We start from the raw sequence: 25,173 nt of genomic DNA, 5'->3' as shown, positions 1-25,173 counted from the left end.
CTGCTCTCCTAAACGCTTGTCTCGACGCCGTGACGCACGACGCGTTTTTCCAGATCACCGCCCAACCAGTACGACAGGTCGGCCGGACGATCGATTTGCCAGGCGACAAAATCCGCAACCTTGCCGGCTTGCAGCGAACCGTGGGTGTCGGCCATGCCCAGCGCGGTGGCGGCATGAATCGTCGCGCCTGCCAGTGCTTCTTCCGGGGTCATGCGGAAACAGGTGCAGGCCATGTTCAGCATCAAGCGCAACGACAGCGCCGGCGAGGTGCCGGGGTTGAGGTCGCTGGCGATGGCGATTTTCACCCCGTGCTTGCGCAGGGCTTCCATGGGCGGCAACTGGGTTTCCCGCAGGAAGTAGAACGCGCCCGGCAGCAGCACGGCGACGGTTCCGGACTTGGCCATGGCGATGGCGTCGTCCTCGGTCATGAACTCCAGGTGATCCGCCGACAGTGCGTGATAGCGCGCCGCAAGACTCGAACCGTGCAACGACGACAGTTGTTCGGCGTGCAGCTTCACCGGCAAACCGAGTTCCTGTGCGGTGACGAACACGCGCTCGACCTGCGCTGGCGAGAAAGCCAGGTATTCGCAGAAGGCGTCCACGGCATCCACCAGCCCTTCGGCAGCCAGGGCCGGGAGCATCTCGGCGCAGATGTGATCGATGTACTCGTCGGCACGATCCGCGTATTCCGGCGGCAAGGCGTGAGCGGCCAGGCACGTGCTGCGCACGCTGACCGGGAGCTCGGCGCCGAGACGGCGGATGACCCGCAGGATCTTGCGTTCGCTGGCCAGGTCCAGGCCGTAGCCGGATTTCATTTCGACCGTGGTCACGCCGTCGCGCATCAGGCTCTTCAGACGCTTGGCGGCGCTGGCGAACAGTTCATCTTCAGTGGCCGCGCGAGTGGCGCGCACGGTGCTGGCGATGCCACCACCGGCCGCTGCGATTTCTGCATAGCTGACGCCTTGCAGACGCTGTTCGAATTCACCGCTGCGGTTACCGCCGAACACTGTATGGGTGTGGCAGTCGATCAGGCCCGGCGTCACCCAGGCCCCTTTAAGATCATTGACTGCCGGGTACTCGCCCGCCGGCAGTTCAGCGCGTGGGCCGATCCACTCAATGTGCGCTCCTGACGTCACGATGGCCGCATCCTCGATGATCGAGTAGGCGCCTTGCGCCATCGTTGCGACGTGGCAGTGTTGCCAGAGAGTTTTCATCCGTGGCCTCCGTTAGGTTATCGATGAGAAAAAGAAGGTTCCCGCTCTACCGGTACTGCCTTCCCTGCCGCCGGTTTTACCCACGTCAGGTAGGCCAGCACCAGCAATACAATCCAGACCACGCCGACGATCAGAGCCGCCTGGGTGTCCGGGAAATAGCCCAGCACGCCAAAGATGAACAGCATGAAGGCAATCGCCGCCATCGGCGCATAGGGCCAGAACGGCACCGGGAATTTCAGTTGGGCGACCTGCTCGGCACTCATGGAGCGACGCATGGCCACTTGGGTGAACAGAATCATCAACCAGACCCATACAGTGGCGAAGGTTGCGATGGAGGCGATCAACAGAAATACATTTTCCGGAATCAGGTAATTCAGCAGCACGCCCAGCAGCAACGCGACACTCATCACCACTACCGTCATCCATGGCACGCCATTGCGCGACAAGCGGGCAAAGCCCTTGGGCGCATGCCCTTGCTGGGCCAGACCGTACATCATGCGGCCAGCGCCGAAGATGTCACTGTTGATCGCCGATACTGCCGCCGAGATCACCACGATATTAAGGATGGTCGCCGCCGAGCTGATCCCCAGGTTGTCGAAAATCTGCACGAACGGGCTGCCCTGGCTGCCGATCTGCTGCCATGGAAAGATCGACATCAGTACGAACATCGTCAGCACGTAGAACAGCAGGATACGCAACGGCACGGCATTGATCGCCCGGGGCAGCACGTGCTGCGGGTCTTTGGCTTCGCCCGCTGTCACACCGATGATTTCGATGCCGCCAAACGCAAACATCACCACCGCAAACGAAGCGATCAGGCCGCCCACGCCATTGGGCATGAATCCGCCGTGGCTCCAGAGATTGCTGATGTCGGTCGCCTGGGCGCCCGGCGCCGTGCTGATGCCGAACAACATGATGCCGAAGCCACCGAGGATCATCGCGACGATGGCCGCGACCTTGAGCAGCGACAGCCAGAACTCCATTTCACCGAAGACTTTGACGTTGCACAGGTTCAGGCCGCCGACCACCGAAACGATGCCCAGTACCCAGATCCAGCGGGCGACTTCCGGAAACCAGAAGCCCATGTAAATACCGAATGCGGTGACGTCGGCCATGCCGACGATGACCATTTCAAACGCGTAGGTCCAACCGAGGATGAAGCCCGCCATCGGCCCAAGATACGTGCTGGCGTAGTGGCCAAAAGAGCCGGCCACCGGATTGTGCACCGCCATCTCGCCGAGGGCGCGCATGACCATGAACACCGCCGCGCCACCAATCAGGTATGCGAGCAGTACCGCTGGCCCGGCCATTTGAATGGCCGAGGCAGAACCGTAAAACAGCCCGGTGCCGATCGCCGACCCCAGTGCCATGAAGCGAATATGTCGGGCAGAGAGCCCGCGTTTCAAGCCTTTTGCTGGCTGTTGCATTTCTCGTCCTTAATTATTCTTATTGGCGACATGATCGTTCCCACGCTCTGCGTGGGAACGATCATCAGAGAAGGAGCCGTTACAGACTAGGCAGCAACTTCGCTATAACCAGCTCATTCAAGCAACGCGTCGCCAACAACTCGCTCGCCGCATTGATGTCCGGTGCGAAGAAACGGTCTTTCTCATAGAACGGCACTTCGGCACGCAGGATGGCACGAGCCTTTTCCAGCTTCGCAGAGGTCTTCAGACCTTCACGCAGGTCCAGACCCTGAGCCGCCGCCAACCATTCCACCGCGAGGACGCCGCGAGTGTTTTCGGCCATTTCCCACAGGCGTTTACCGGCAGCCGGCGCCATGGAAACGTGGTCTTCCTGGTTCGCGGAAGTCGGCAGGCTGTCCACCGAATGCGGATGCGCCAGGGCCTTGTTCTCGCTGGCCAGTGCCGCCGCAGTCACCTGAGCGATCATGAAGCCGGAGTTCACGCCGCCATTGGCCACCAGAAACGGCGGCAGTTGCGACATGTGTTTGTCCATCATCAGCGAGATGCGGCGTTCGCTCAGGGAGCCGATTTCCGCGATGGCCAGCGCCATGTTGTCGGCGGCCATGGCCACCGGTTCGGCGTGGAAGTTACCGCCGGAAATCACGTCGCCTTCAGCCGCGAACACCAGCGGGTTATCCGACACGGCGTTGGCTTCGACGGCCAACACTTCAGCGGCCTGGCGGAACTGGGTCAGGCAGGCGCCCATGACTTGTGGCTGGCAGCGCAGGGAGTACGGGTCCTGGACCTTTTCGCAGTTCTCGTGCGAGTCGGACACTTCGCTGCGCTCGCCCAGCAGATCACGGTAAGCGGCAGCGGCGTCGATCTGGCCTTTCTGGCCACGGGCAGCGTGGATACGTGCATCGAACGGCGAGCGCGAGCCCAATACCGCTTCAACGGTCAGCGCACCCAGCGCAACCGCACCCGCGAACAGGTCTTCGCCTTCGAACAGACCACGCAAGGCATAAGCGGTCGACACCTGAGTGCCGTTGAGCAGCGCCAGGCCTTCTTTCGCAGCGAGGGTCAGCGGGGTCAGACCGGCGATTTTCAGCGCTTCGGTGGCTTCCATCCATTCGCCCTTGTAGCGCGCCTTGCCTTCGCCCAGCAGCACCAGCGACATGTGCGCCAGAGGCGCCAGGTCACCGGAGGCACCGACCGAACCTTTCAATGGAATGTGCGGGTAAACCTCGGCGTTGATCAGGGCGATCAGCGCGTCGATGACCACGCGACGAATCCCGGAGAAACCACGGCTCAGGCTGTTGACCTTGAGCACCATGACCAGGCGTACCAGCGCGTCGCTGATCGGCTCGCCGACACCGGCGGCGTGGGACAACACCAGCGAGCGCTGGAGGTTTTCCAGGTCTTCGCTGGCGATACGGGTCGAAGCCAGCAGGCCGAAACCGGTGTTGATGCCATAAGCGGTGCGGTTCTCGGCAAGGATCTGTTCCACGCAGGCGACGCTGGCTTCAATCTGGGCCGAGGCACTGTTGTCCAGGGTGATTTTGACCGGCTGCTGATAAACATCACGCAGTTGGGCAAGGCTCAGTTGGCCGGGAATAAGGTTTAACGCAGTCATTTCATTCTCCTTTTGAGAGTCTTTTATTAACTCACCAGACGCTCCGGAGATGTCCGTTGTCCGTCGCGTCTCGCCTTCTGGGGAGCCGCGCCTTGGCACGCTGGTGTGGTGGAAATCAGTTCAGGTTCGGTAACACTTTGTGCAGCAAAATCGGGTCTTTCAAAACGGCGGCGGCACTGGCGATGTCCGGTGCCAGCCAGCGGTCCTGGTCGTAGGCCGGGACTCGCTCGCGCAGCAGATGCCAGGCGGCATCGGTGCCGGCGCCGAAGCGTTGCTCTTTCAAGAACTCAAACGCCTGAGACGCCAGCAGGTACTCGATGGCGAGGATCTGGGTGCAGTTTTCCAGGGCACGATGCAGCTTCAGCGCGGCGTTGGTGCCCATGCTCAGATGGTCTTCCTGCAGGCCCGAGGTGACGTAGTTGTCGAGTACCGCCGGTTGCGCCAACTGGCGGTTTTCCGCACACAGCGAAGCGGCGACGTACTGGACGATCATCATTCCGGAGTTAACCCCCGGATTGGCCACCAGGAATGCCGGCAAACCGCTGACATGCGGGTTGATCAAGCGGTCCAGACGACGTTCGGCGATAGAGCCGATTTCAGCCATGGCGATGGCCAACAAGTCAGCGGCCAGCGCGACCGATTGACCGTGCGGGTTAGCTTGGGACATCACGCGGAAGTTGTCCGGTGTGCCCAACAACATCGGGTTATCGGTGACCGAGTTGAGTTCGGTTTCGATCTGCTTTTTCGCGTGTTCAAGCTGATCGCGAGCGGCACCGTGAACTTGCGGGATCGAACGGATGCTCAGCGCATCCTGAGTACGAATGCCTTTGCTGCTGGCGATCACTTCACTGCCATCGAGCAACGCACGCAGGTTGATGCCGACTTGCTGCATGCCTGGATGCGGTTTGAGGGCAATAATTTCAGCATCGAACGCGGCGATCTGACCGCGCTGGGCTTCGAAGCTCATGGCTCCGATCACGTCAGCCCATTGCAGCAGACGCGTGGCGTCGGCGAGTGCCAGGCAGCTGAGGCCGGACATGCACGGCGTGCCGTTCACCAGGCACAGACCATCTTTGGCGCCCAGTTGAACCGGTTGCAGACCTTCTTCGGCCAGGGCTTGCTGCGCGGAAACGATCTGCCCGCGATAGCTGACATTGCCGACACCCAGTAGCGCGATGCTGATGTGGGCCATGTGGGTCAGGTAACCCACCGAACCCTGGGACGGCACTTGCGGGGTGATGCCGCGATTGAGCAGCGCCAACAGGGCTTCGACCACCCGGCGATGAATGCCGGATTTGCCATGGCTGTAGTTGCGAACGGCGGCGCAGATGATTGCGCGGGTCTGTTCGTCGGCCAAAGGTGCGCCGACGCCACAGGCGTGACTAAGCAAGGTGTTGCGCGACAGTTGGCTGAGCTGTTCGTCTTTGAGCGAGACATTGCACAGCGCGCCGAGGCCGGTGTTGACGCCATAGGCGCGCTCGCCGCTGACGACGATGCGCTGGACGATCGCCTGAGCATTGTCGATCCGCGCCCAGACCTGTGGTGACAGCTCAAGCTGTGCGCCATGGCGAGCGACGGCGACCACATCCTGCCAACGCAACGGGGCGTCGGCGATAACGATTTTTTCAGCCTGGGACATCATGAACCTCGTGCGTACAACCTGAATATTGATGCAGAGTTACTGCCCTCATCGCGGGCACAGACACCGCAAATCTCTTAAACCACCGCCGCCCGACGCTGGACGAACCGGTCCACATACTCATCCGCCGGCGAATGCAGGATCTCTCTTGGCGTACCCACCTGAATCAGGCGGCCATCCTTGAGAATCGCAATGCGGTTGCCGATACGCACGGCCTCGTCGAGGTCGTGGGTGATGAAGACGATGGTCTTGTGCAGGGTCTTTTGCAGTTCCAGCAACTGGTCCTGCATCTCGGCGCGGATCAACGGGTCGAGGGCACTGAACGCTTCGTCCATCAGGATGATGTCGGTGTCCGCGGCCAAGGCGCGGGCCAGGCCCACACGCTGACGCATGCCGCCCGAGAGCTGATGCGGGTATTTGTTTTCGTAGCCCTTGAGGCCTACGGTGTTGATCCAGTGCAGCGCGCGCTCGGAGCACATTTGCTTGCTCTCGCCGCGCACCTTCAGGCCGTAGGCGACGTTATCCACCACGGTCTTGTGCGGCAGCAGGCCGAAGCTCTGGAACACCATGCTGATCTTGTGCCGGCGAAATTCGCGCAGGGCTTCCATGTCGTATTGCAGGATGTCCACGCCGTCCACCAGGATCGCGCCGCTGGTCGGGTCGATCAGGCGGTTGAAGTGGCGCACCAGGGTCGATTTACCCGAACCCGACAAGCCCATGATCACGAAGATCTCGCCGGTGCCGATGCTCAGGGACAAATCGTTCACGCCGACCACGCAGCCGGTTTCGGACAGCACCTGGTCTTTGGTCTTGCCCTGGCCAATCATCGCCAGCGCATCCTTGGAGCGGTTGCCGAAAATCTTGAAGACGTTTTTGACTTCGATCTTGCTCACGGTCGCGTTGTTCATTTGCTCACCTCATGCCGTGCCCGACCATACGCCTGAGTAATACGGTCGATAACCACTGCCAGAATCACGATCGCCAGACCCGCCTCAAGACCACGTCCAACGTTGAGAGTCTGAATCCCCACCAGTACGTCTTCGCCCAAGCCACGGGCACCGATCATCGAGGCAATCACGACCATCGACAGGGCCATCATGGTGGTTTGGTTAATCCCGGCCATGATGCTCGGCAGGGCCAGCGGCAGTTGCACGCCAAACAGTTGCTGCCAGCGGTTGGCACCGAAGGCGTTGATCGCTTCCATCACTTCGCCGTCGACCTGGCGAATACCCAGGTCGGTCAAACGAATCAGCGGGGGTGCGGCGTAGATCACGGTGGCGAAAATCGCCGGGACCTTGCCCAGACCGAACAGCATCAGCACCGGGATCAGGTACACGAAGCTCGGCATGGTTTGCATGATGTCGAGCAACGGCATCAGCACCGAACGCAGGCGATTGCTACGCGCCGAGAGAATGCCCAGCGGAATGCCGATCAGCACCGAAATGATCGTCGCCACCATCATCAGCGCCAGCGTTTGCATCAGCTTGTCCCAGAGGCCGACCGCCCCCACCAGGAACAACAAGCCGACAATCACAGCGGTGGTCACGACTTTGCGCGTGGCATGCCAGGCAATGCCCGCGACGATGGCGAGCATCAACCACCAAGGCGCCGCACGCAGCAGGCCTTCAAGGTTGACGATGGCCCACAGCAGCGTGTCCGAGATCTGCCGGAACACGTCGCCGTAGTTGGTGACCAGCGAATCGACCCAACCGTTGACCCAGTCGGCGATGGAAAAGGTAAAGCTTTCGGGAAACATAGGAGACTCTCAATCAAGGGGTTGCGATCAAGCGTCCGACTGCCGCTACCGGCAGTCGGAGAGGCTCAACCTACAAGGCCGCGTCGATTTTCTTGGCTGCGTCTTCGCTCACCCACGCGTGCCAGACTTCAGGATGTTCCTTCAAGAAGATCTTCGCCAGTTTTGGCGACTCGATCCGCTCTTTGGTCATGCGCCCAAGGTTCTGGTTGAGGATGTCGATTGGCACGTTGACCTTTTCCAGCACGGCCACCAGTTCCGGGGCCTGTTCGTGGAAAGTCTTGGACAGGCCGACCTTGATATCCACGGTCTTGTTCACGCCTGGTTTCTCTTCGAGTTTCACCGCGTCGATCTGGCCCATCAGCGGGGTTGGCGACCAGTAGTAGAACAGGATCGGCTCGCCACGCTTGTAGCTCGACAGCACGGCCGCATCCAGCGCCGGGCCGGTGCCTGGGCGGAAGTTGGTGTAGGTGCTTTCCAGGCCGTAGCTCTTCAGCATTTCGCTGTTGTCCAGCTCGCAGGTCCAGCCGGCCGGGCAGTTGTAGAAACGGCCCTTGGAGGGTTCTTCAGCGTCCTTGAAAATCGCCGAGTATTTGCCCAGGTCGGCAATGTTTTTCAGCTCGGGAGCCTTGGCTTCCAGCTTGCGCTTGGCATCGCCTTCGATGACGTAACGCGGCACGTACCAGCCTTCGATTGCGCCGACCACAGGTGCGCCGACACCGACGACTTTTCCGGCCTTCTCGGCCTTGTTCCAGACTTCGCTGCGGCCGACCCACTCTTCGGCGAACACTTGGATGTCGTTGCTGCTCAAGGCGTTTTCCATGGTGATGGAGTTGCCCGGCAGGCTGTCGGTCTTGCAGTCGTAGCCCTTCTCCAACACGACTTGCATCACGTCGGTCAGCAGCATGGCGCTTTCCCAGTTCAGGCCGGCAAATTTCACCGGTTTGCCCGACTCGCACCAACCCGCCGCCTGAGTGGCGCCAGCACTGGCCAGCAGGCCCATGGAAAGTAATGTGGTCAGCAGGGTCTTGTTCGATTTCATTGTTGTGACGCTCCTAATCATGAATTGGCTTACGGCAGTCAAGAGGCATCCAGCCCTGTCCACGTCCAATCAGGCCTGCGTCGCAACGCGACCGGTCCCGTTTTTTTTAGGTTGTACAACACTGTCCTGCTCGATCGGCAGAATCAGTTGATCGGGCACGGTGCCGTGCCATTTTTTCGCACACACGTAATACAGGGCCGCGGGAATCACCAGACCGATGATCCAGGAGATATCCACATCACCCAGGGCCGCCACCAGCGGACCGGTATAGAACTTGGTGGAGATGAACGGCAGCTGCACCAGCACACCGAAGACATAGACGCTGATACCGAGGGCGTTCCAACGGCCGTAGCGACCGTTAGGATCGGCCAGCGCTGGCACGTCATAGCGCTCGCGGGTGATGCAGTAGTAATCCACCAGGTTGATCGCGCTCCATGGCGTGAAGAACGCCAGCAGGAACAGGATGAAGGACTTGAACGCACCGAGGAACGAGTGCTGGCCGAGCAACGCCATCAGGGTCGCAGCACCGACGATGACCAGCACGAAGACCAGACGCTGCAGGCGCGATACTTTCAGGTCACCACGGAAACCGCTGATGATGGTCGCAATGCACATGAAGCTGCCGTAGGAGTTCAGCGTGGAGATGGTGACCTTGCCGAACGCGATGCTGAAATACAGCAGCGCAGCGGTGGCACCGGTACCGCCCAGACCAACGATGTAGGCGACTTCATGCCCAGCGAATTGGCCGTTGGCCGATGCAGCAGCGAACACACCGAGGACCATCGCGACCTGCGCACCAATGACCGAACCTGCGCCTGCGGCGAAAAAGGTTTTCACCGAAGAAATCTTGCTCGGCAGGTAGCGAGAGTAGTCAGCCACATAAGGGCCGAAAGCGATCTGCCAAGAGGCCGCGAGCGATACCGCGAGCAAAAAACTGCTCCAGCTGAAGTGGCGGATTTGCAACAGTGCGCCCACATCAACCTGGCTCATCAGACGGCTGAACAGATAAACAAAGGCAATCACGCCAATGACACTGGCCACACGGCCGATCCAATGGATCACCCGATATCCGAGCACCGTGACCAGCACGATGACACTGGCGAAAAGGAGAATACCGACGGTGTCGCTGACGCCAAACAGCTGGCCCAGCGCCTGACCGGACAGAACGGTGCCCGTTGCGGTGAAGCCCAGGTACATCAGGCAGACCAGCACGATCGGGATGGCCGCGCCATACACGCCGAACTGGACCCGGCTGGAAATCATCTGCGGCAGGCCAAGCTTGGGCCCTTGCGCCGCATGCAACGCCATGACCCCGCCACCGAGCAGTTGACCCATCAACAGGCCGATCAACGACCAGAACACATCACCGCCCAACACTACGGCCAGGGCCCCGGTGACAATCGCGGTGATTTGCAGGTTGGCACCCATCCACAGGGTGAACTGGCTAAATAGACGACCGTGTCTTTCCGCTTCCGGGATGTAGTCGATCGAGCGCTTCTCGATCAACGGTTTGTTGCCTGCACGTTCGCTGACAGCCATGGTTCAACCTCTGTGGATTGTTATTGGATTTATTCCGACCTGAAGGAGCCGAGCATTACTTGCCGGTAATCATCGGCAGGTTCAGGCCTTGTTCCTTGGCGCAGTCGATTGCGATCTGGTAACCCGCATCGGCGTGACGCATAACGCCAGTCGCCGGGTCGTTGTGCAGCACGCGGGCGATACGCTCGGCCGCTTCGTCAGTACCGTCGCAGACAATCACCATGCCCGAGTGCTGGGAGAAGCCCATGCCGACGCCGCCGCCGTGGTGCAGGGACACCCAGGTCGCGCCGCTCGCGGTGTTGAGCAGAGCGTTGAGCAGTGGCCAGTCGGATACAGCATCGGAACCGTCCTGCATCGATTCGGTTTCGCGGTTCGGGCTGGCGACCGAACCGGAGTCCAGGTGGTCGCGACCGATCACGATCGGCGCGGACAATTCACCGCTGCGCACCATTTCGTTGAAGGCCAGGCCGAGCTTGGCGCGCAGACCCAGGCCAACCCAGCAGATACGTGCCGGCAGACCCTGGAAGCTGATGCGCTCGCGCGCCATGTCCAGCCAGTTGTGCAGGTGAGCGTCGTCCGGGATCAGCTCTTTGACCTTGGCGTCAGTCTTGTAGATGTCTTCAGCGTTGCCCGACAGTGCCGCCCAACGGAATGGACCGATGCCGCGACAGAACAGAGGACGGATGTAGGCCGGTACGAAGCCTGGGAAGTCGAATGCGTTTTCCACGCCTTCTTCCTGGGCCATCTGACGGATGTTGTTGCCGTAGTCGAAGGTCGGGATGCCCATTTTCTGGAAATCCAGCATCGCTTTAACGTGCACGGCCATCGATTGCTTGGCGGCTTTTACAACAGCGGCGGGCTCGGTCTTGGCGCGAGCGCGGTACTCTTCCCAGGTCCAGCCGGCTGGCAGGTAACCGTTGAGCGGGTCGTGGGCGCTGGTCTGGTCGGTGACCATGTCCGGGCGTACGCCACGACGAACCAGTTCCGGCAGGATTTCAGCGGCGTTACCCAGCAGCGCGATGGAAATCGCCTTGCCTTCTTTGGTGTATTTGGCGATGCGAGCCAGCGCGTCGTCGAGGTCTTTGGCCTGCTCGTCGACGTAGCGGCTGTTCAAACGGAAATCGATGCTGACCTGCTGGCATTCGATGTTCAGCGAGCAAGCGCCAGCCAGGGTCGCAGCCAGAGGTTGAGCGCCGCCCATGCCACCGAGGCCTGCGGTCAGGACCCAACGACCTTTCAGATCATCGTTGTAGTGTTGGCGACCGGCCTCGACGAAAGTTTCGTAGGTGCCTTGAACGATGCCCTGGCTGCCGATATAGATCCAGCTGCCAGCGGTCATCTGGCCGTACATGGCCAGGCCTTTGGCGTCCAGTTCATTGAAGTGTTCCCAGCTCGCCCAGTGTGGTACCAGGTTGGAGTTGGCGATCAGCACGCGCGGTGCGTTGGTGTGAGTCTTGAACACGCCGACCGGCTTGCCGGATTGCACCAGCAGGGTCTCGTCGTCGTTCAGGTTGGTCAGGCTTTCGACGATCTTGTCGTAGCATTCCCAGTTACGTGCCGCACGACCGATACCGCCGTAAACCACCAGTTCTTTAGGGTTCTCGGCGACTTCCGGGTCGAGGTTGTTCATCAGCATGCGCAGCGGTGCTTCGGTCAGCCAGCTCTTGGCGGTCAGCTTGTTACCGCGGGCAGCACGGATTTCAACATCGCGGTATTTAGTAGGTTTCTGGGTATTGTCAGTCACGAAAAAGACTCCTCAGCGATCAATTCAAACCAACCCTGGCGGTGGGCAAGCCAGCCTGTGCGCATCGTTGCGCCACAAGCGAATCAGTGGACGCTGCGGAGAGTCTCGGTCGACTCATACGCATACGTCTTTACTTGTACATACAAGCATATGCAATCAAGCGGCCAACTTGTTGGATGGGTGTTCAAGAAAGTTTTTGGATGGGCTGGAACGCTTGTAGATCAAGGGTTCTGCTAGAGATGAAATTTTTGGGGGGATTGTTGCGGAAGGGCGACGGCTGTTACTTGAGCGCGGTTTTGCGCCACGCTGGGGCGTTCGGTAACAAGTTGGTGCGCGCTGGGGAACAGGATGATGATCGTTCCCATGCAGGAGCGTGGGAATGATCAGTGGAGGTGTTGAATTAGTGAGCCGTCAGCTCGATCACGCAGCATGGGCCATTGCTGGAGACTTCCAACAACCCAGTGTTACCGTCCAGTTGCAGGCAATCATGGCGCCCCATTTGCGAAACGCTGTTACCGGCATTCACTTCTAAATTCTCGGCAATACTGAACACCAGCACCGTACCCGCCGAGCTGAAAAACCGCTGCTCACCCGCCAGCCACTGCAACCGCGCGCAGTAACGTTGTGGCGCATAAATCAGGTTGAAGTCACGGATCGGCCCGCCGAGCAGTGTGCATGACACCTCGCTCTCACCGTTGAAGGCAAACGGGTGCAGCGGTAACAACGGCTGCGTGTCCTGGCCATCCACCCGCAAGGTCATGCCGTCACCTTGCAGCACAGTGATGACTCGCTCGTAACCGGTGAATGTCGAGAAGCCCCCCGACTCGCTTATGTCGGCAATCGACAGGCGCCAGCCGAAACCCTCAAGGCCAACGCCTGCATCGCGGGTGATTTCTTCAGTGCTGCCGCCGCCGTTTTTCCATGGCATGCGTGGGTAATCTTTGGCGCGTAAAACCTTGGATTTCATTTATGGCTCTCTATTTATGAAACCGACCTTCCAGACGATGACGGGAACCGGGGTGGATCAAACGGGCGGCGGTCACTGGCTGACGGCCGGACCAGGTGCGGCGACGAATCAGCAAGCACGGCTCGCCCTTTTCAATCTGCAGCAATTTGCACTCGGACGCCTCGGCCAAAATCGCCTCGACCACGTGCTCGCCTTCGGTCAGCGGTGCGACCTGGTTCAAGTAGGCGTAAGGCGTTTGCAGGGTGAAATCCTGCTTGAGGTACTCCGGCGCGACCAGCGCGTTGACGAAACGGTCTTCGATTTGCACCGGGATATCGTTTTCGAAATGCACGATCAGCGAATGGAAAACCTTCTGCCCTTCGCGCATATCCAGCGCCAAAGCGCGCTCGGAGCCGGCGGCCTCTTCTTCAAGGGTGATCACCTTGCAGGTATGGCGATGGCCACGGGAGGCGATCTCGTCGGCGATGTTGTGCACTTCAAACAGCGCGGACTGACTTTTCGGCTCGGCGACGAACGTTCCGACGCCTTGCATGCGCACCAACAGACCGTCGGCGGTCATCTCGCGCAGGGCACGGTTGATGGTCATGCGGCTGAAGCCGAGCTGGCTGACCAGCTCGCTTTCCGACGGAACGCGGTAGTGCGGCGGCCAGTTTCCACTGTCGATTTGCTGGGTAATCATCTGTTTGACGCGGGCGTACAAGGGCGCCGGACTGTCGCCCATGTTCGCGGCCAACGGTGACACTGGGGGCGGAGTCGGCACGGTTAATCCTTGTTCGTTTGAGAAGAGTTGCTAGCTTGCCGGAGTTTACCGAGCAGGCAAACGTCTGTATATGTATATACAAATAACACACGATGGGGTGCTGAACCATGTCCGCCTTCTTTGCCGAACGCGCGCTGCTGCCTAGTGGATGGGCCAACAATGTACGTCTTGAGGTCAACGCCGAGGGCGTATTGACCCATATCCAGGCCGATTCCCATGCAGATGGCGCCGAACGGCTAAGCGGTCCGCTGCTGCCGGGGATGCCGAATCTGCACTCCCATGCCTTCCAGCGAGCGATGGCCGGTTTGGCGGAAGTGGCGGGCAATCCGAACGACAGTTTCTGGACCTGGCGCGATTTGATGTATCGCCTCGTCGGAAAAATCAGCCCGGATCAACTCGGCGTCATCGCCCGTCAGCTCTACATCGAAATGCTCAAGGCCGGTTACACCTCGGTCGCGGAATTTCATTACGTGCACCACGACTCCAATGGCCAGCCTTACGCCGACCCGGCCGAACTGGCGCTGCGCATCAGCCAGGCCGCCAGCTCCGCCGGTATCGGTCTGACCCTGCTGCCGGTGCTCTACAGCCATTCCGGTTTCGGTGGCCAGACACCCAACGAAGGCCAACGCCGCTTTATCAACAGCACCGAGAACTACCTGAAACTTCAGTCGCGTTTGCAGCCGATCCTGGCGCAGCAACCGGCGCAGTCGCTGGGCTTGTGCTTCCATTCGCTACGCGCAGTAACCCCGCAGCAGATCAGCGAAGTGCTGGCCGCCAGCGACAAGCAATGCCCGGTGCACATTCACATTGCCGAACAGCAGAAGGAAGTCGACGATTGCCTGACCTGGAGCGGTCGTCGCCCGCTGCAATGGCTGTACGAAAACACCGAGGTCGATCAGCGCTGGTGCCTGGTTCACGCCACCCACGCCAACGCGGAAGAAGTCACACTGATGGCCAAGAGTCGCGCCATTGCCGGTTTGTGCCTGACCACCGAAGCCAACCTTGGAGACGGGATTTTCCCGGCGGTGGATTTCCTCGCTCAGGGCGGACGCATGGGCATCGGTTCCGACAGTCATGTGTCGTTGAGCGTGGTGGAAGAATTGCGCTGGCTGGAATACGGCCAGCGTCTGCGTGATCAGCGGCGTAATCGTTTGTATGGCGCGGAGCAGCCGATGGTGGGTCGCACACTGTACGACGCGGCATTGGATGGCGGCGCTCAGGCGTTGGGTCAGCCGATTGGCGCACTGGAAGTCGGTAAGCGTGCGGATTGGCTGGTACTGGACGGCAACGATCCGTACCTGGCGACGGCCAGTGGCGACGGGATTTTGAATCGCTGGTTGTTTGCCGGTGGTGATCGTCAGGTGCGTGATGTGCTGGTCAATGGCCAGTGGGTCGTGCGTGACGGGCGTCATGCGGGTGAAGAAGAAAGCAATCGTGCGTTCACCCAGGTCCTGCGCGATCTCCTGGGCTAACCCCAAACAACTGTGGGAGCGAGCAGGCTCGCTCCCACATTGGGATTCGGCAAACAGTTAGTTCGAGGTCTTGGCCATCTGCGTATCCGTCGCACGCCAGATCAGCCGCGTGGTGTCGTAACCCTGCTGACGCGCCTTGCTCAGCAATTCCTCTCGAACTACGCCATTGACCGTCGGCGTCCGCGACAGCAGCCACAGGTACTTGCGACTCGGGTCGCCCACAATGGCTGTCTTGTAGTCATCGCTGACGTACAACACCCAGTATTCGCCCTTCGCCGTACCAGGCAGCAGACGAGAAAACCAGGTATCGAACTCGACCCACAGTTTGTCGAATTTACCCGACACCTGTGGATAAGCCGTGCCCTTGACCTCTTCCCACTGCCACTGCGGTGTCAGGCAGCGGTTCAACACCGCCATGTTGCCGTCAGGCTTGAGGCTGTAATGTGCTTCGGACTGCGCGCAGTCGCGCTGGAAATACATCGGCAGGCGAGCCAACTCGTACCAGGTTCCCTGGTAACGCTTGAGGTTGACGCTGTTGACCGTTTTTGGCGCCAACGAATCATGGCCAGAAGTGGCGCAGCCAGCCAATACCAGGCCGGCAAAAAGTACGAACAGGAACCGCTTCATTGTTTTTCTCCCGTGGGCGCAACGCCCCGGTTTACTTCAGGCCTTGGCCGGAAAACATCAATACTTTGTCACCGGCGTACTGCACGCTGATGAAGCTGTTTTTGTCGCCCCAAGTGCAACTGGACATACCGAGCGCGCCCGAGCAATCAGCAGGTTGACCCAACAACGTTTCGACCTCGGCCTTAGGCATGCCGGTCGACAATTTCGAGTAGTTTTCCTGATTGACCTTGCTGCAGGCGGCCAACAACACGCAGAACGAGAGCAAGGCGATAGATCGCAGCGACATGGTGAAACTCCTGGAGCGAAGGGGAATGGCATGGCTGCCAAGCAGAAGCTTAGAAGAGAAAAGCCCCATCTGGTTCCCCGACCGCCACGCTATTTATCAGGCCACTCGTCTGCCTTTTTTCGAAAAATCAGCCACTTTCTTACGCCAATGGGTATTTCGTCGATTTTTGCAAAAAGACGCCTAATCTTTGGCGCTGGCCAGTCGACATAGAGGGATCCCACAGCCCTGACTGTGGCAAATTGACGCCCCCAGTTGATCAGCCCCTCCGCGGTAGCTCATTTAATGACCAGAAACATGAAGTTCAGCCACAAGATCTTGTTGGCTGCCGCCCTCGTGGTGGCCGTTGCATTCGCTTGTTTCATCCTGTTCAACGACTACCGCCAGCGCCAGACCCTGCGCAGCAGTACCGAATCCTCGATGCAGGAACTCGGCAGCCTGACCACCAGCAACATCCAGACCTGGCTGGAAAGCCGCATTCAGTTGCTGCAATCGTTGTCCCAGCAGATCGCCATGGATGGCAGCGCACCCGCCAGCCTGAAACGCGCCATCGACCTGCCGGCTTACACCAGCAACTTCCAGCTGAGCTATTTCGGTGGCACTGACGGTGTGATGTTTTCGGTCCCGGCCGGCAATCGCGCCGCCGACTACGATCCTCGCGCTCGCGGCTGGTACAAGGCGGCCAACAGCGCGCAACAGACCATCGTTACCGAACCGTACATCGCTGCGTCCTCGGGCAAATTGGTGATCACCGTCGCCACGCCCGTGAAGAATCAGGGCCAGATGATCGGTGTCGCCGGTGCGGACATCGACCTGTCCAGCGTCAGCGCAATCATCAACTCGCTGAACTTCGGCGGTCACGGCCATGCGTTTATCGTCAGCGCCGACGGCAAGATCCTGATCCACCCGGACAGCAAACTGGTGCTCAAAGGACTGGCCGATGCCTACCCGAACGGCGCGCCGAAAGTCAGCCCGGGCATGAAAGAAGTCGAGTTCGACGGCAAGACCCAGTTCATCTCCTTCACCCACGTCAACGGCGTGCCGTCGGCGGACTGGTACGTGGCGCTGGTGCTGGATCAGGACACCGCGTTCTCGATGCTCAGCGAATTCCGCACCTCGGCGATCATCGCCATGGTCATCGCCGTGGTGATCATCATCGCGTTGCTGGGCATGCTGATCAGCTTCCTGATGCAGCCGCTGCTGACCATGGGCCGCGCGATGCATGACATCGCCGAAGGCGAAGGTGACCTGACCAAACGCCTGACCATCCACGGCCAGGACGAATTCGGTGCACTGGGCACCTCGTTCAACCGTTTTGTAGAGCGTATTCATACCTCGATTCGCGAAGTGTCCTCGGCCACCGGCCAGGTCAACGAAGTCGCCTTGCGTGTGGTTGCGGCGTCGAACTCGTCGATGTTCAACTCCGACCAGCAAGCCTCGCGCACCAGCAGCGTGGCCGCCGCGATCAACGAACTGGGGGCCGCCGCCCAGGAAATCGCCCAGAACGCCGCCCTCGCCTCGCAGCATTCGAGCGACGCCCGCGCCCTCGCCGAGGACGGTCAGCAAGTGGTGGATAAAACCATCGCTGCGATGCAGCAGCTGTCGGCGAAGATCAGCGATTCGTGCGGCAACATCGAAACACTCAACAGCAACACCGTGAACATCGGGCAAATTCTGGAAGTGATCACCAGCATCTCCCAGCAGACCAACTTGCTGGCCCTGAACGCGGCCATCGAAGCCGCCCGTGCGGGTGAAGCCGGTCGTGGCTTTGCCGTGGTGGCGGACGAGGTGCGCAACCTCGCCCACCGCACTCAGGATTCGGCGCAGCAAGTGCAGAAGATGATCGAGGAGCTGCAAGTCGGCGCCCGTGAGGCGGTCAGTACCATGACCGACAGCCAGCGTCAGAGCGAAAGCAGCGTCGGCATCGCCAACCAGGCCGGTGAACGCCTGGGCAGCGTGACGCAGCGCATTGGTGAAATCGACGGGATGAACCAGTCGGTGGCGACGGCGACGGAAGAACAGACTGCGGTGGTGGAGTCGATCAACGTCGACATTACCGAGATCAACACCTTGAACCAGGAAGGGGTGGAGAACTTGCAGTCGACCTTGCGCGCGTGTGCAGATCTTGAGCAGCAGGCGGCGCGGTTGAAGCAGTTGGTGGGCAGCTTCCGGATCTAAGTCGCTTTTTAAGACCTCATCGCGAGCAGGCTCACTCCCATACTTGATTTGTGTCGATCACAAATCCCCTGTGGGAGCCTGCTCGCGAAGGCGGCATTGGCAACAACAAAAAACTAGAACCGAGACCCCGGTTTAGAAAGAAACGCCAACTCCTCAGCCGTAGACGCCCGCCCCAACACCGAATTGCGATGCGGAAACCGTCCAAACCGGGCAATCACCTTCTGATGCTTCTTGGCGTAATCCAGGTAATCGGTAAACAGCGCTCGATCCGCTTCCGGCTGCTGCGTAACCAGATCGATGTAGCGTGAAACCGCCTCATCCTGCACCGCCAGTTGCTCGCAATGCTCCAGCACCAGGTAAATAAACACCCGCTGCATTGGCTTCAATTGCCGATCAAAATCCGCAGCAATGCCTTGCACCACCAGCGCCTGAGCCCTGAGATCGCCGGAAAAGGATTTGGGAGTGTCGCGAAAGATCATTCGCGGGAGTTGATCGAGCAGCAGCACCAGGGCCAGCCAACCTTCGGGGCGTTGCGCCCAGTCAGTCAATCCGCCGGCCAGTGCCTGCTCGACCCAGTCCCCGAAACGCGTTTGCGCTTCGAGGTCCTGGCTGTCGCGCTTGCCGAACCATAACTTGCCCTTGTCAGCCGCTATTTCGCTGGGGGATTCGAATGTTCCGAACCACCAATCGAGCAACGGCTGCCAGGGCGCGGTCATGGTTTACGCCTTGTGGTAAGCCGTGACGCGTTCGACTTCTTCTTTCGAACCGAGGAACACCGCGACACGCTGGTGCAGGCCGTCCGGCTTGATGTCGAGGATGCGCTGATGGCCATCGGTGGAAGCGCCGCCGGCCTGTTCAACCAGGAACGACATCGGGTTGGCTTCGTACATCAGGCGCAGCTTGCCCGGCTTGGACGGCTCGCGGCTGTCGCGCGGGTACATGAACAGACCACCACGGGTCAGGATGCGGTGCACGTCCGCGACCATCGCGGCGACCCAACGCATGTTGTAGTTCTTTTTCAGCGGGCCTTCTTCGCCAGCCAGCAATTCGCTGACGTAACGTTGCACCGGGGCTTCCCAGTGACGCTGGTTGGAGGCGTTGATCGCGAATTCCTGAGTGGAGGTCGGGATCTTGATGTCTTCGTGGGTCAGCACGAAGCTGCCCATTTCACGGTCCAGGGTGAAGCCTTTGACGCCATCACCCAGGGTCAGGATCAACATGGTCTGTGGACCGTAGATCGCGTAACCGGCAGCCACTTGCTCGGTGCCTGGCTGCAGGAAGGCCTTCTCGTTCAAAGGCTCGTTCTGGCTCAGGTATTCGTTCGGGCAACGCAGCACCGAGAAGATCGTACCGACCGGTGCGTTGATGTCGATATTCGACGAACCGTCCAGCGGGTCGAATACCAACAGGTAGGCGCCTTTCGGGTATTTGCCCGGGATCTGGTAGGCATTGTCCATTTCTTCGGACGCCATGCCGGCCAGGTGACCGCCCCATTCGTTGGCTTCGAGCAGGATCTCGTTGGAGATCACGTCGAGTTTCTTCTGCACTTCACCTTGGACGTTTTCAGTGCCCATGCTGCCCAGAACACCACCCAATGCGCCTTTGGACACGGCGTGGTTGATCTCTTTGCAAGCACGCGCCACCACTTCGATCAGGAAACGCAGATCGGCAGGGGTGTTGTTGCTGCGGGTCTGCTCAATCAAATAGCGACTCAGGGTAACGCGGGACATGGAAGGCTCCGGTGGAATGGGGGGCTAAAAACCCGCGCAGTTTAACGCGAGTCGAGGCGCATTTCCTCCTATCAGACGTGATACGCCCAAGAGAGTTCATGCACCGGGATGAGCGTAGTTCGAAACGGGCCGGATGTAGACCGGCGGCAGGTGGCCGTTTCAAGGTATTTGATGTTTTGAAGATCGCCTTCAGGGTTTGACAGGGGGCTTGCGCAGCAAGCTGAACGCCATCGCTGCCAGGAACAGCACACTCAGCAACAACACCGCCCACAACCCGAGCTTTTTCCAGCTCGTGCCCGCCGTTGACGTCGTGGTCACCGCCGAAGTCGACGCCACCACTGCCCCGCCGTCCACGGTTGCCTTGCCTAATGTCGCCAGTTTCTGCGCGCTGTAATCCGGAATCAGCGTCGACAACGGCAAGCTCGCCGCTTTCACCGTCGCACTCCCCAGCGCCAGCGTGTAAGGCCCGGGGCCGCGTGCCAGGAACACCAGTTGCGTCGAACGCACAGCGAACTTCAGCGTCGGCGCTTCAGCACCCAGGCCGCCGCCACGCTCATCCACCACCAGTTTCAACTGCTGCACGGTTTGCCCCGACAACTGCAATTCGTTTTGCACCACGTCCTGGCCATTCTGGGTCAGGCGATACAGCAAACCGCTGCCCAGCGGCTGCCACGGTAAACTGCTCTCGCGGCGACCCGACAACATCACCGGCGCCAGACTGTTGGGCTGACTCAGCTCGACCTGCACCCGTTCGACATTCAGCCCCATCGGCAATTGCCAGGTGTATTCACCGGCCTTCGCGCTGCTGCCGGCCAACGCTTGAGACCAGACCAACGGCAGCGGCAGGCTGCGGGTGCTGGCGCTTTCCAGCTGCGCCGAGGTCAGCGCTGGCGCCGATTGCGGTGAGCTCCACAGCAGGCGCAGATAGCGCGCCGATTGCCCCGGCAGCCCGACTTCATGCTGCTCGACCCGTTCGTCGGCAAACGTCAGCCGCGCCACCTGCCCTTCGCCCCACGATTGCCAATGCTGCAAGTCGTCACTGGCCTCGATGGAAAAGCGCTGGAAGCCGTCGCGCTCGCTGGTCCAGTCGAGAACCAATTGCTGCAACGGCGCCTTGATACCGCTGGCGTCGAGCAACCAGCCGCGCAAGACTTCTTCGCCCGCCTCCAACTGACTGGACGGCTGCACTTCGACCAGGGTGCCGTTGGCACTCGATTGCACCCGCACGCTGGGCGCGTGCTCGGTGGAATCCGCCGAGTTGTACAGCGGGAACCACTTCACGTCGGTCAGTGTGCGATCTTTGCGGGTCTGGGCCGATTCCCGCGCCAGGGCATACGCCTGAACCTGACCGGCGGCGTTGAACACACGCACATCACTCAGGTCGGTTTGCCGCGCATTCAACTGCACGCTCAACGGCAATTCGAGGCGATACCACGGGCCTTCGCCGCTCACGGACAACGGCACTTGAGTGGTGAAGTCCGCCGGTTGCTCCTGGGCACCGACTGATAGCGATACACCCAGCGCCACCGCGCCCAACCAGCCCAGGTTCAGCTTCTGACTCAAGATGACACTCCTTCGGTTTCCGGGGCCGGTTTTTCAGACTCCGGCACAGCCTCGGCACGCTTGGGCGGCAGCGGCGCGAAATAGCCCACCACCAGCAGCAGCACACCCACGCCAATAAACGACACGATCCGCGCGAGCCCGCCGCGGTTACTCAATTCCACAAAGAACAGCTTGGCCACTACCACGCCAATCAACGCCGCACCAATCAGCCAGACCTCGCGACGATGGCGCAAATGGCCGCCGATCATCAGGCTCAGCGCCATCAGGGTCCAGACGATGGACAGGCCGGCCTGCACCAGCATCGACTCCAGCAAGGCATCGACTTCGAACGGCACACCGCCCCAATGGTGCGCGGTGCGCATCACCAACGCGGTGAAGAACACGAACAGCGAAACCCCGGCGATCAATTGCGTGGCGTGTTCGGCGTAATCCTTGCGGATCGCCAGCGGCGTCATCGCGCTGCGCGACCAGACGTAGACGCCGAACAGCGCAAATAACAGGCCTAATTCCAGCGGGTTGATCAGCGGCATATACGGCAGCGGTTCAGCGGTGCCGTCGCTGGCCGCGTTCGCCAGCCAGAACCAGCCGAGCATCAGCAGCGCCAGCGGTGCCGCCGCATACAGTCGGTACTCGCGGGGATACGCCGACACCGGCCACGGCCAAGTGCGCGGCGCCGCCATCAGCACCAGGTACAGACTCGGCAGAATCGCCCACCCCAACCAGCGCCAGGCGTTGTACTGCTCGGACAACAACAGCAAGCCGTAACGCAGTTCCAGCGCCAGCACACCGATCAACAACCAGCAGCCAAGCACATGCGCGGTGCTGACCGCGCGTACCAGCAATGTCGGCGCCAGTCGCTTCAGCGAGACGAAATGCACGACGAACACCGCCGCCCAGGCCAACCAGCCAAAACTGGCCGCCGGGTGATAACGCGAATGCCACCCCGTGAGCATCACCACGCCGGCCGCTGGTATCAGCAAGGTGCAGAGCAAACCCAGCGAAGACCATTTCAAGCGCAGTGCCAACAGCGTCCACAGCGCCACGCTAAGGGACGCCACCGCCAGCAACAACGTCGCTTGCAAACTCACTGGCGCAAAGCGCAACACTTCACTGACCCACGCCAGCGCCCACCAACCCGCGCCCCACACCAGCAGCACTTCAGACAAACGCTGCAAACTCAACACATCGAACGCCGAAGCATGGTTGCCCAGCTGCAATCGCCAGGCCCCGACCAGCGCCGCCAAGCCCAGTACCAACGGCGTCCAGAAACCGCTGTGCGCCAGCGGCTTCAGTCCTTCGCTGACCAACGGTCCGAGCAGGTCGGGTCCGGCAAACAGGAACGCCGCGCCGCCAATCACCTGCAACAGCAAACCGAAGACAAAACTCACGCGCTGCTTGAGATACAGGCTCAACCAGATGATGAACAAACCACTGGCCGCCCATACCGCACTCGCGGTCTGCCACGGCAGCACGAACAGCACCGCCAGATTGATCAGCACCAGGCCGGCCAGCAACACCACCGATAAGCCACGCAACAGTCGCACGTCGCTGCGCACCATCTCATCACGGGCCGCCAGCAGCATGCCGGCGATCAACGCCAGGCCGATCAGCGAGGCACTGAGCAAACCGCTCCAGCCGGCACTGAACACCGCCGCCGATTCACCGCCAGCACCTTGCAGACGCAGCAGGAACAACGCGCCGCCGAGTAATTGCACAGCAAACGCGGTGAACAGGAACGTGCGCGATTGCAGGCGCAGACCGACAAACAACGTCACCAGCCCGGCCAGCGCCCAACTGATCGCCGTACCGTGGGTAAAGAAAAACAACGGCGCCAGCAGATAAAGGAACGTCAGGCCGAGGCAAGCCAGCACCGGCAGCCCTTTGCGTTCCCATTGCGCCGTGTGCTCCGGCGAGGCTTGGCGCAATTGATAAAAGCTGAACAGCAACGCTATGCCGAGCATCAACGCGCCCAACAGTGAGCCATCGAGCAGGCTGCTTTCGCCGATCCGCAACTCGCTGAGAAATGCCAGCGCCGAGCCCAGTTGCAGCAGCAAGGCAAAGGCCCTGGCCAACGGGCGTTGCTGACGCAAGCCGAGCCAGAAAATCCCGGCACCTTCGACGGCCCAGGCCGCGGACGTCCAGCGCGCATCCAGCCCCAATGGAATCGCCAGACTGGCGAAAATTACACCCAGTGCCAGACAGGTTTCTGCCAGCAACAACGCGCGGCCGCCCATCAGCAATCGGGCCAGCCCCATGTAAATCATGCCCAGCGCCAATGCGCTGAACGCGGCGGCAAACTCAAGGTGCTGGACCAGCGCGAACTGCAAGCCGAAGCCCACCAGCGGCGGGCCAAACAGCATCGTGCCGTCGACGTAATCACCTTTACGCGCCGACCAGCGCAGCAGCGCCTCGCGGCTGTCGTCCTCGGGCGCATCGCTCATTTCCAGTAACTTGCGCCGAGCGAACAGCAGGCCGATAGCCAGGTACATCAGGAAAAACAGGATCAGGAACGGCTCGGTGCTCCACAGCAACTCTGGCGTGTAGGAACGCAGGCCCCAGGCGAAACCGATACCGAAGGTGCCGACGAAGCCAATCAAGTTGAGCAATCGCCAGGCCTTGAACCAGGCGATGGCGAGGATGCCGGCGTTGAGCAACGCAAAGTAGCTAAACAACGCGACGTGATTGCCGGCGCCAGTGGACGTGAGAATCGGCGCGGCAAAACCGCCCAGCGCGGCGACGCAGGCCAACGCCAGGGAGTCCTGGGTGATCGCCAGAATGGCCGAGAACACCGTCACCGCCACCAGCAAGCCAAGCGCCGCGGTCGGGTCAAGCAGTGGATGCAAACGCATGGCGGCGAACACCGTCAGGTACAGCACGGCAATGCCGGTGCCTTGCAGCATCAATGCGTAATGGGTGTTGCGATGACGCAGCCACCAGCCCAGACCCAGCAGCCCCAACGCAGCCGCCGCAACCCCCGCGTATCGCAACTCAATCGGCACCACCATGCCTTCGGTCGCGTAACGCAGCAGAAAGGCCAGACCGAGGAACAACAGCACCACACCGACCCGCAGTACGGTGTTGCCACCGAATAGCCAGGCGCGGGCACCGCTGATGGCGCGATCAATGAAGTTGGGGCCTCGCGGGATGGCAGGTTCGCGGGCAACCGGCTCGGGTTTCCAGACATCGGCCGGCAGTGGCTGACTGGATTCAGTCGCCGCAGTGGTGATCGGTTCGAGTTCGGCAGGGAGGTCCCAGATCAGTTCCGGGGTTTCGACAGGGATTTCGTCGAGGGTAAATGCAGGAGGTGCAACGGACTCGCTGGCGATCGGTTCACCAGATTCAGACGCCTTGACGCTGGACACTTCGAGCAAGGCCAGACGTTGCTGCACGGCATTCAGCGCAACTTGCGTCTGCTCCAGCAGAAGGTGCTGCTCGGCCGCTTTTGAACCCAAACGGGCGATGTGAACGGCTTGGCCAATACCCAGGCCGAGCAACGCGCCCAACAGCGCATCACTGAATGACTCATCGAGTATCCAGCCGAGCACCAGCCCAATCAGCATGAAAATCCATTGCATGGTCGATATCCCTAAGCGGCTCATTGCCTTGTGGCGTCTGCACTGATG

Annotated in this window: 19 protein-coding genes and 1 pseudogene; 3 read left to right on the top strand and 17 right to left on the bottom strand. The window is 60.5% G+C overall.

The features are described 5' to 3' along the window. Positions 1-8 precede the first annotated feature (8 nt). The 11 genes from hutI to hutC all read right to left on the bottom strand — a co-directional run bounded on the left by hutI (position 9) and on the right by hutC (position 13,658). A complete protein-coding gene (gene hutI / locus J2X66_RS17625) occupies positions 9-1,214 on the bottom strand; it encodes an imidazolonepropionase (protein ID WP_310266567.1) in 1,206 nt (401 codons plus the stop codon). Between the two features lie 17 nt (positions 1,215-1,231). Further along, positions 1,232-2,641 carry an amino acid permease gene (locus J2X66_RS17620; RefSeq protein WP_129439215.1) on the bottom strand — a complete coding sequence of 470 codons (1,410 nt, stop codon included), beginning with the start codon at positions 2,639-2,641 and terminating at the stop codon, positions 1,232-1,234. 79 nt (positions 2,642-2,720) lie between these two features. Then, positions 2,721-4,253, bottom strand: a complete 1,533-nt coding sequence (hutH, locus tag J2X66_RS17615) for a histidine ammonia-lyase (protein ID WP_310266564.1) — start codon at positions 4,251-4,253, stop codon at positions 2,721-2,723. A 115-nt stretch (positions 4,254-4,368) separates the two neighbouring features. Then, positions 4,369-5,892 (bottom strand): histidine ammonia-lyase, encoded by a 1,524-nt coding sequence (gene hutH, locus J2X66_RS17610; RefSeq protein ID WP_310266561.1) that lies wholly within the window; start codon positions 5,890-5,892, stop codon positions 4,369-4,371. A 77-nt stretch (positions 5,893-5,969) separates the two neighbouring features. Further along, the gene (locus tag J2X66_RS17605; protein WP_007948989.1) at positions 5,970-6,800 is read right to left on the bottom strand and encodes a glycine betaine/L-proline ABC transporter ATP-binding protein; all 831 of its coding nucleotides are present in this window, start codon (positions 6,798-6,800) and stop codon (positions 5,970-5,972) included. Beyond that, positions 6,797-7,648 carry a proline/glycine betaine ABC transporter permease gene (locus tag J2X66_RS17600; RefSeq protein WP_027922139.1) on the bottom strand — a complete coding sequence of 284 codons (852 nt, stop codon included), beginning with the start codon at positions 7,646-7,648 and terminating at the stop codon, positions 6,797-6,799. The genes J2X66_RS17605 and J2X66_RS17600 overlap by 4 nt, the downstream gene beginning before the upstream one ends. A 70-nt stretch (positions 7,649-7,718) precedes the next feature. Next, on the bottom strand, positions 7,719-8,687 hold the full coding sequence (locus J2X66_RS17595; protein ID WP_310266558.1) for an ABC transporter substrate-binding protein: 969 nt from the start codon (positions 8,685-8,687) through the stop codon (positions 7,719-7,721). A 69-nt stretch (positions 8,688-8,756) separates the two neighbouring features. Further along, positions 8,757-10,226 carry a cytosine permease gene (locus J2X66_RS17590; RefSeq protein WP_310266556.1) on the bottom strand — a complete coding sequence of 490 codons (1,470 nt, stop codon included), beginning with the start codon at positions 10,224-10,226 and terminating at the stop codon, positions 8,757-8,759. A 55-nt stretch (positions 10,227-10,281) separates the two neighbouring features. After that, on the bottom strand, positions 10,282-11,970 hold the full coding sequence (gene hutU, locus J2X66_RS17585) for a urocanate hydratase (protein ID WP_310266554.1): 1,689 nt from the start codon (positions 11,968-11,970) through the stop codon (positions 10,282-10,284). Between the two features lie 400 nt (positions 11,971-12,370). After that, positions 12,371-12,937 carry a HutD family protein gene (locus J2X66_RS17580; RefSeq protein WP_310266552.1) on the bottom strand — a complete coding sequence of 189 codons (567 nt, stop codon included), beginning with the start codon at positions 12,935-12,937 and terminating at the stop codon, positions 12,371-12,373. 10 nt (positions 12,938-12,947) lie between these two features. Next, the gene (gene hutC / locus J2X66_RS17575) at positions 12,948-13,658 is read right to left on the bottom strand and encodes a histidine utilization repressor (RefSeq protein WP_172825957.1); all 711 of its coding nucleotides are present in this window, start codon (positions 13,656-13,658) and stop codon (positions 12,948-12,950) included. Between the two features lie 146 nt (positions 13,659-13,804). Here hutC and J2X66_RS17570 point away from each other — a divergent pair, with 146 nt between their 5' ends. Next, entirely contained in the window at positions 13,805-15,169 is a 1,365-nt protein-coding gene (locus J2X66_RS17570; RefSeq protein WP_310266551.1) for a formimidoylglutamate deiminase, read from the top strand. A 57-nt stretch (positions 15,170-15,226) separates the two neighbouring features. On the opposite strand, the gene J2X66_RS17565 is transcribed toward J2X66_RS17570, so the two are convergent. Further along, a complete protein-coding gene (locus J2X66_RS17565) occupies positions 15,227-15,796 on the bottom strand; it encodes a lipocalin family protein (protein WP_027922146.1) in 570 nt (189 codons plus the stop codon). A 31-nt stretch (positions 15,797-15,827) separates the two neighbouring features. Further along, positions 15,828-16,082: a hypothetical protein gene (locus tag J2X66_RS17560; RefSeq protein WP_027922147.1), complete on the bottom strand. Its 255-nt coding sequence runs from the start codon at positions 16,080-16,082 to the stop codon at positions 15,828-15,830. Positions 16,083-16,364: 282 nt separating this feature from the next. On the opposite strand from J2X66_RS17560, the pseudogene J2X66_RS30255 reads away from it, so the two are divergent. Together J2X66_RS30255 and J2X66_RS30250 are read left to right on the top strand one after the other, a co-directional pair. Next, a pseudogene (locus J2X66_RS30255) lies at positions 16,365-17,399 on the top strand (cache domain-containing protein); the annotation flags it as partial. Positions 17,400-17,492: 93 nt separating this feature from the next. Further along, positions 17,493-18,257: a methyl-accepting chemotaxis protein gene (locus J2X66_RS30250; RefSeq protein WP_370694726.1), complete on the top strand. Its 765-nt coding sequence runs from the start codon at positions 17,493-17,495 to the stop codon at positions 18,255-18,257. 113 nt (positions 18,258-18,370) lie between these two features. Here the strand turns inward: J2X66_RS30250 and J2X66_RS17550 are convergent, their stop codons facing one another. The 4 genes from J2X66_RS17550 to J2X66_RS17535 form a co-directional block, all read right to left on the bottom strand. Further along, the gene (locus J2X66_RS17550; protein ID WP_310266548.1) at positions 18,371-18,973 is read right to left on the bottom strand and encodes a DUF924 family protein; all 603 of its coding nucleotides are present in this window, start codon (positions 18,971-18,973) and stop codon (positions 18,371-18,373) included. A 3-nt stretch (positions 18,974-18,976) separates the two neighbouring features. Next, positions 18,977-19,987, bottom strand: a complete 1,011-nt coding sequence (locus tag J2X66_RS17545) for a class 1 fructose-bisphosphatase (protein WP_310266546.1) — start codon at positions 19,985-19,987, stop codon at positions 18,977-18,979. A 189-nt stretch (positions 19,988-20,176) separates the two neighbouring features. After that, positions 20,177-21,550 carry a DUF3999 domain-containing protein gene (locus J2X66_RS17540; protein WP_310266544.1) on the bottom strand — a complete coding sequence of 458 codons (1,374 nt, stop codon included), beginning with the start codon at positions 21,548-21,550 and terminating at the stop codon, positions 20,177-20,179. Next, positions 21,547-25,125, bottom strand: coding sequence for a DUF2339 domain-containing protein (locus J2X66_RS17535; RefSeq protein ID WP_310266541.1), 3,579 nt, complete (start codon positions 25,123-25,125; stop codon positions 21,547-21,549). Before J2X66_RS17535 ends, J2X66_RS17540 begins: the two co-directional genes overlap by 4 nt. Positions 25,126-25,173: the final 48 nt, after the last annotated feature.

This window comes from Pseudomonas sp. 3296 (genome assembly GCF_031456615.1).
Classification (GTDB): domain Bacteria; phylum Pseudomonadota; class Gammaproteobacteria; order Pseudomonadales; family Pseudomonadaceae; genus Aquipseudomonas; species Aquipseudomonas mucoides.
Note: the sequence above shows the minus strand (reverse complement) of the source record. Positions and strands in the feature narration are given on the sequence as shown.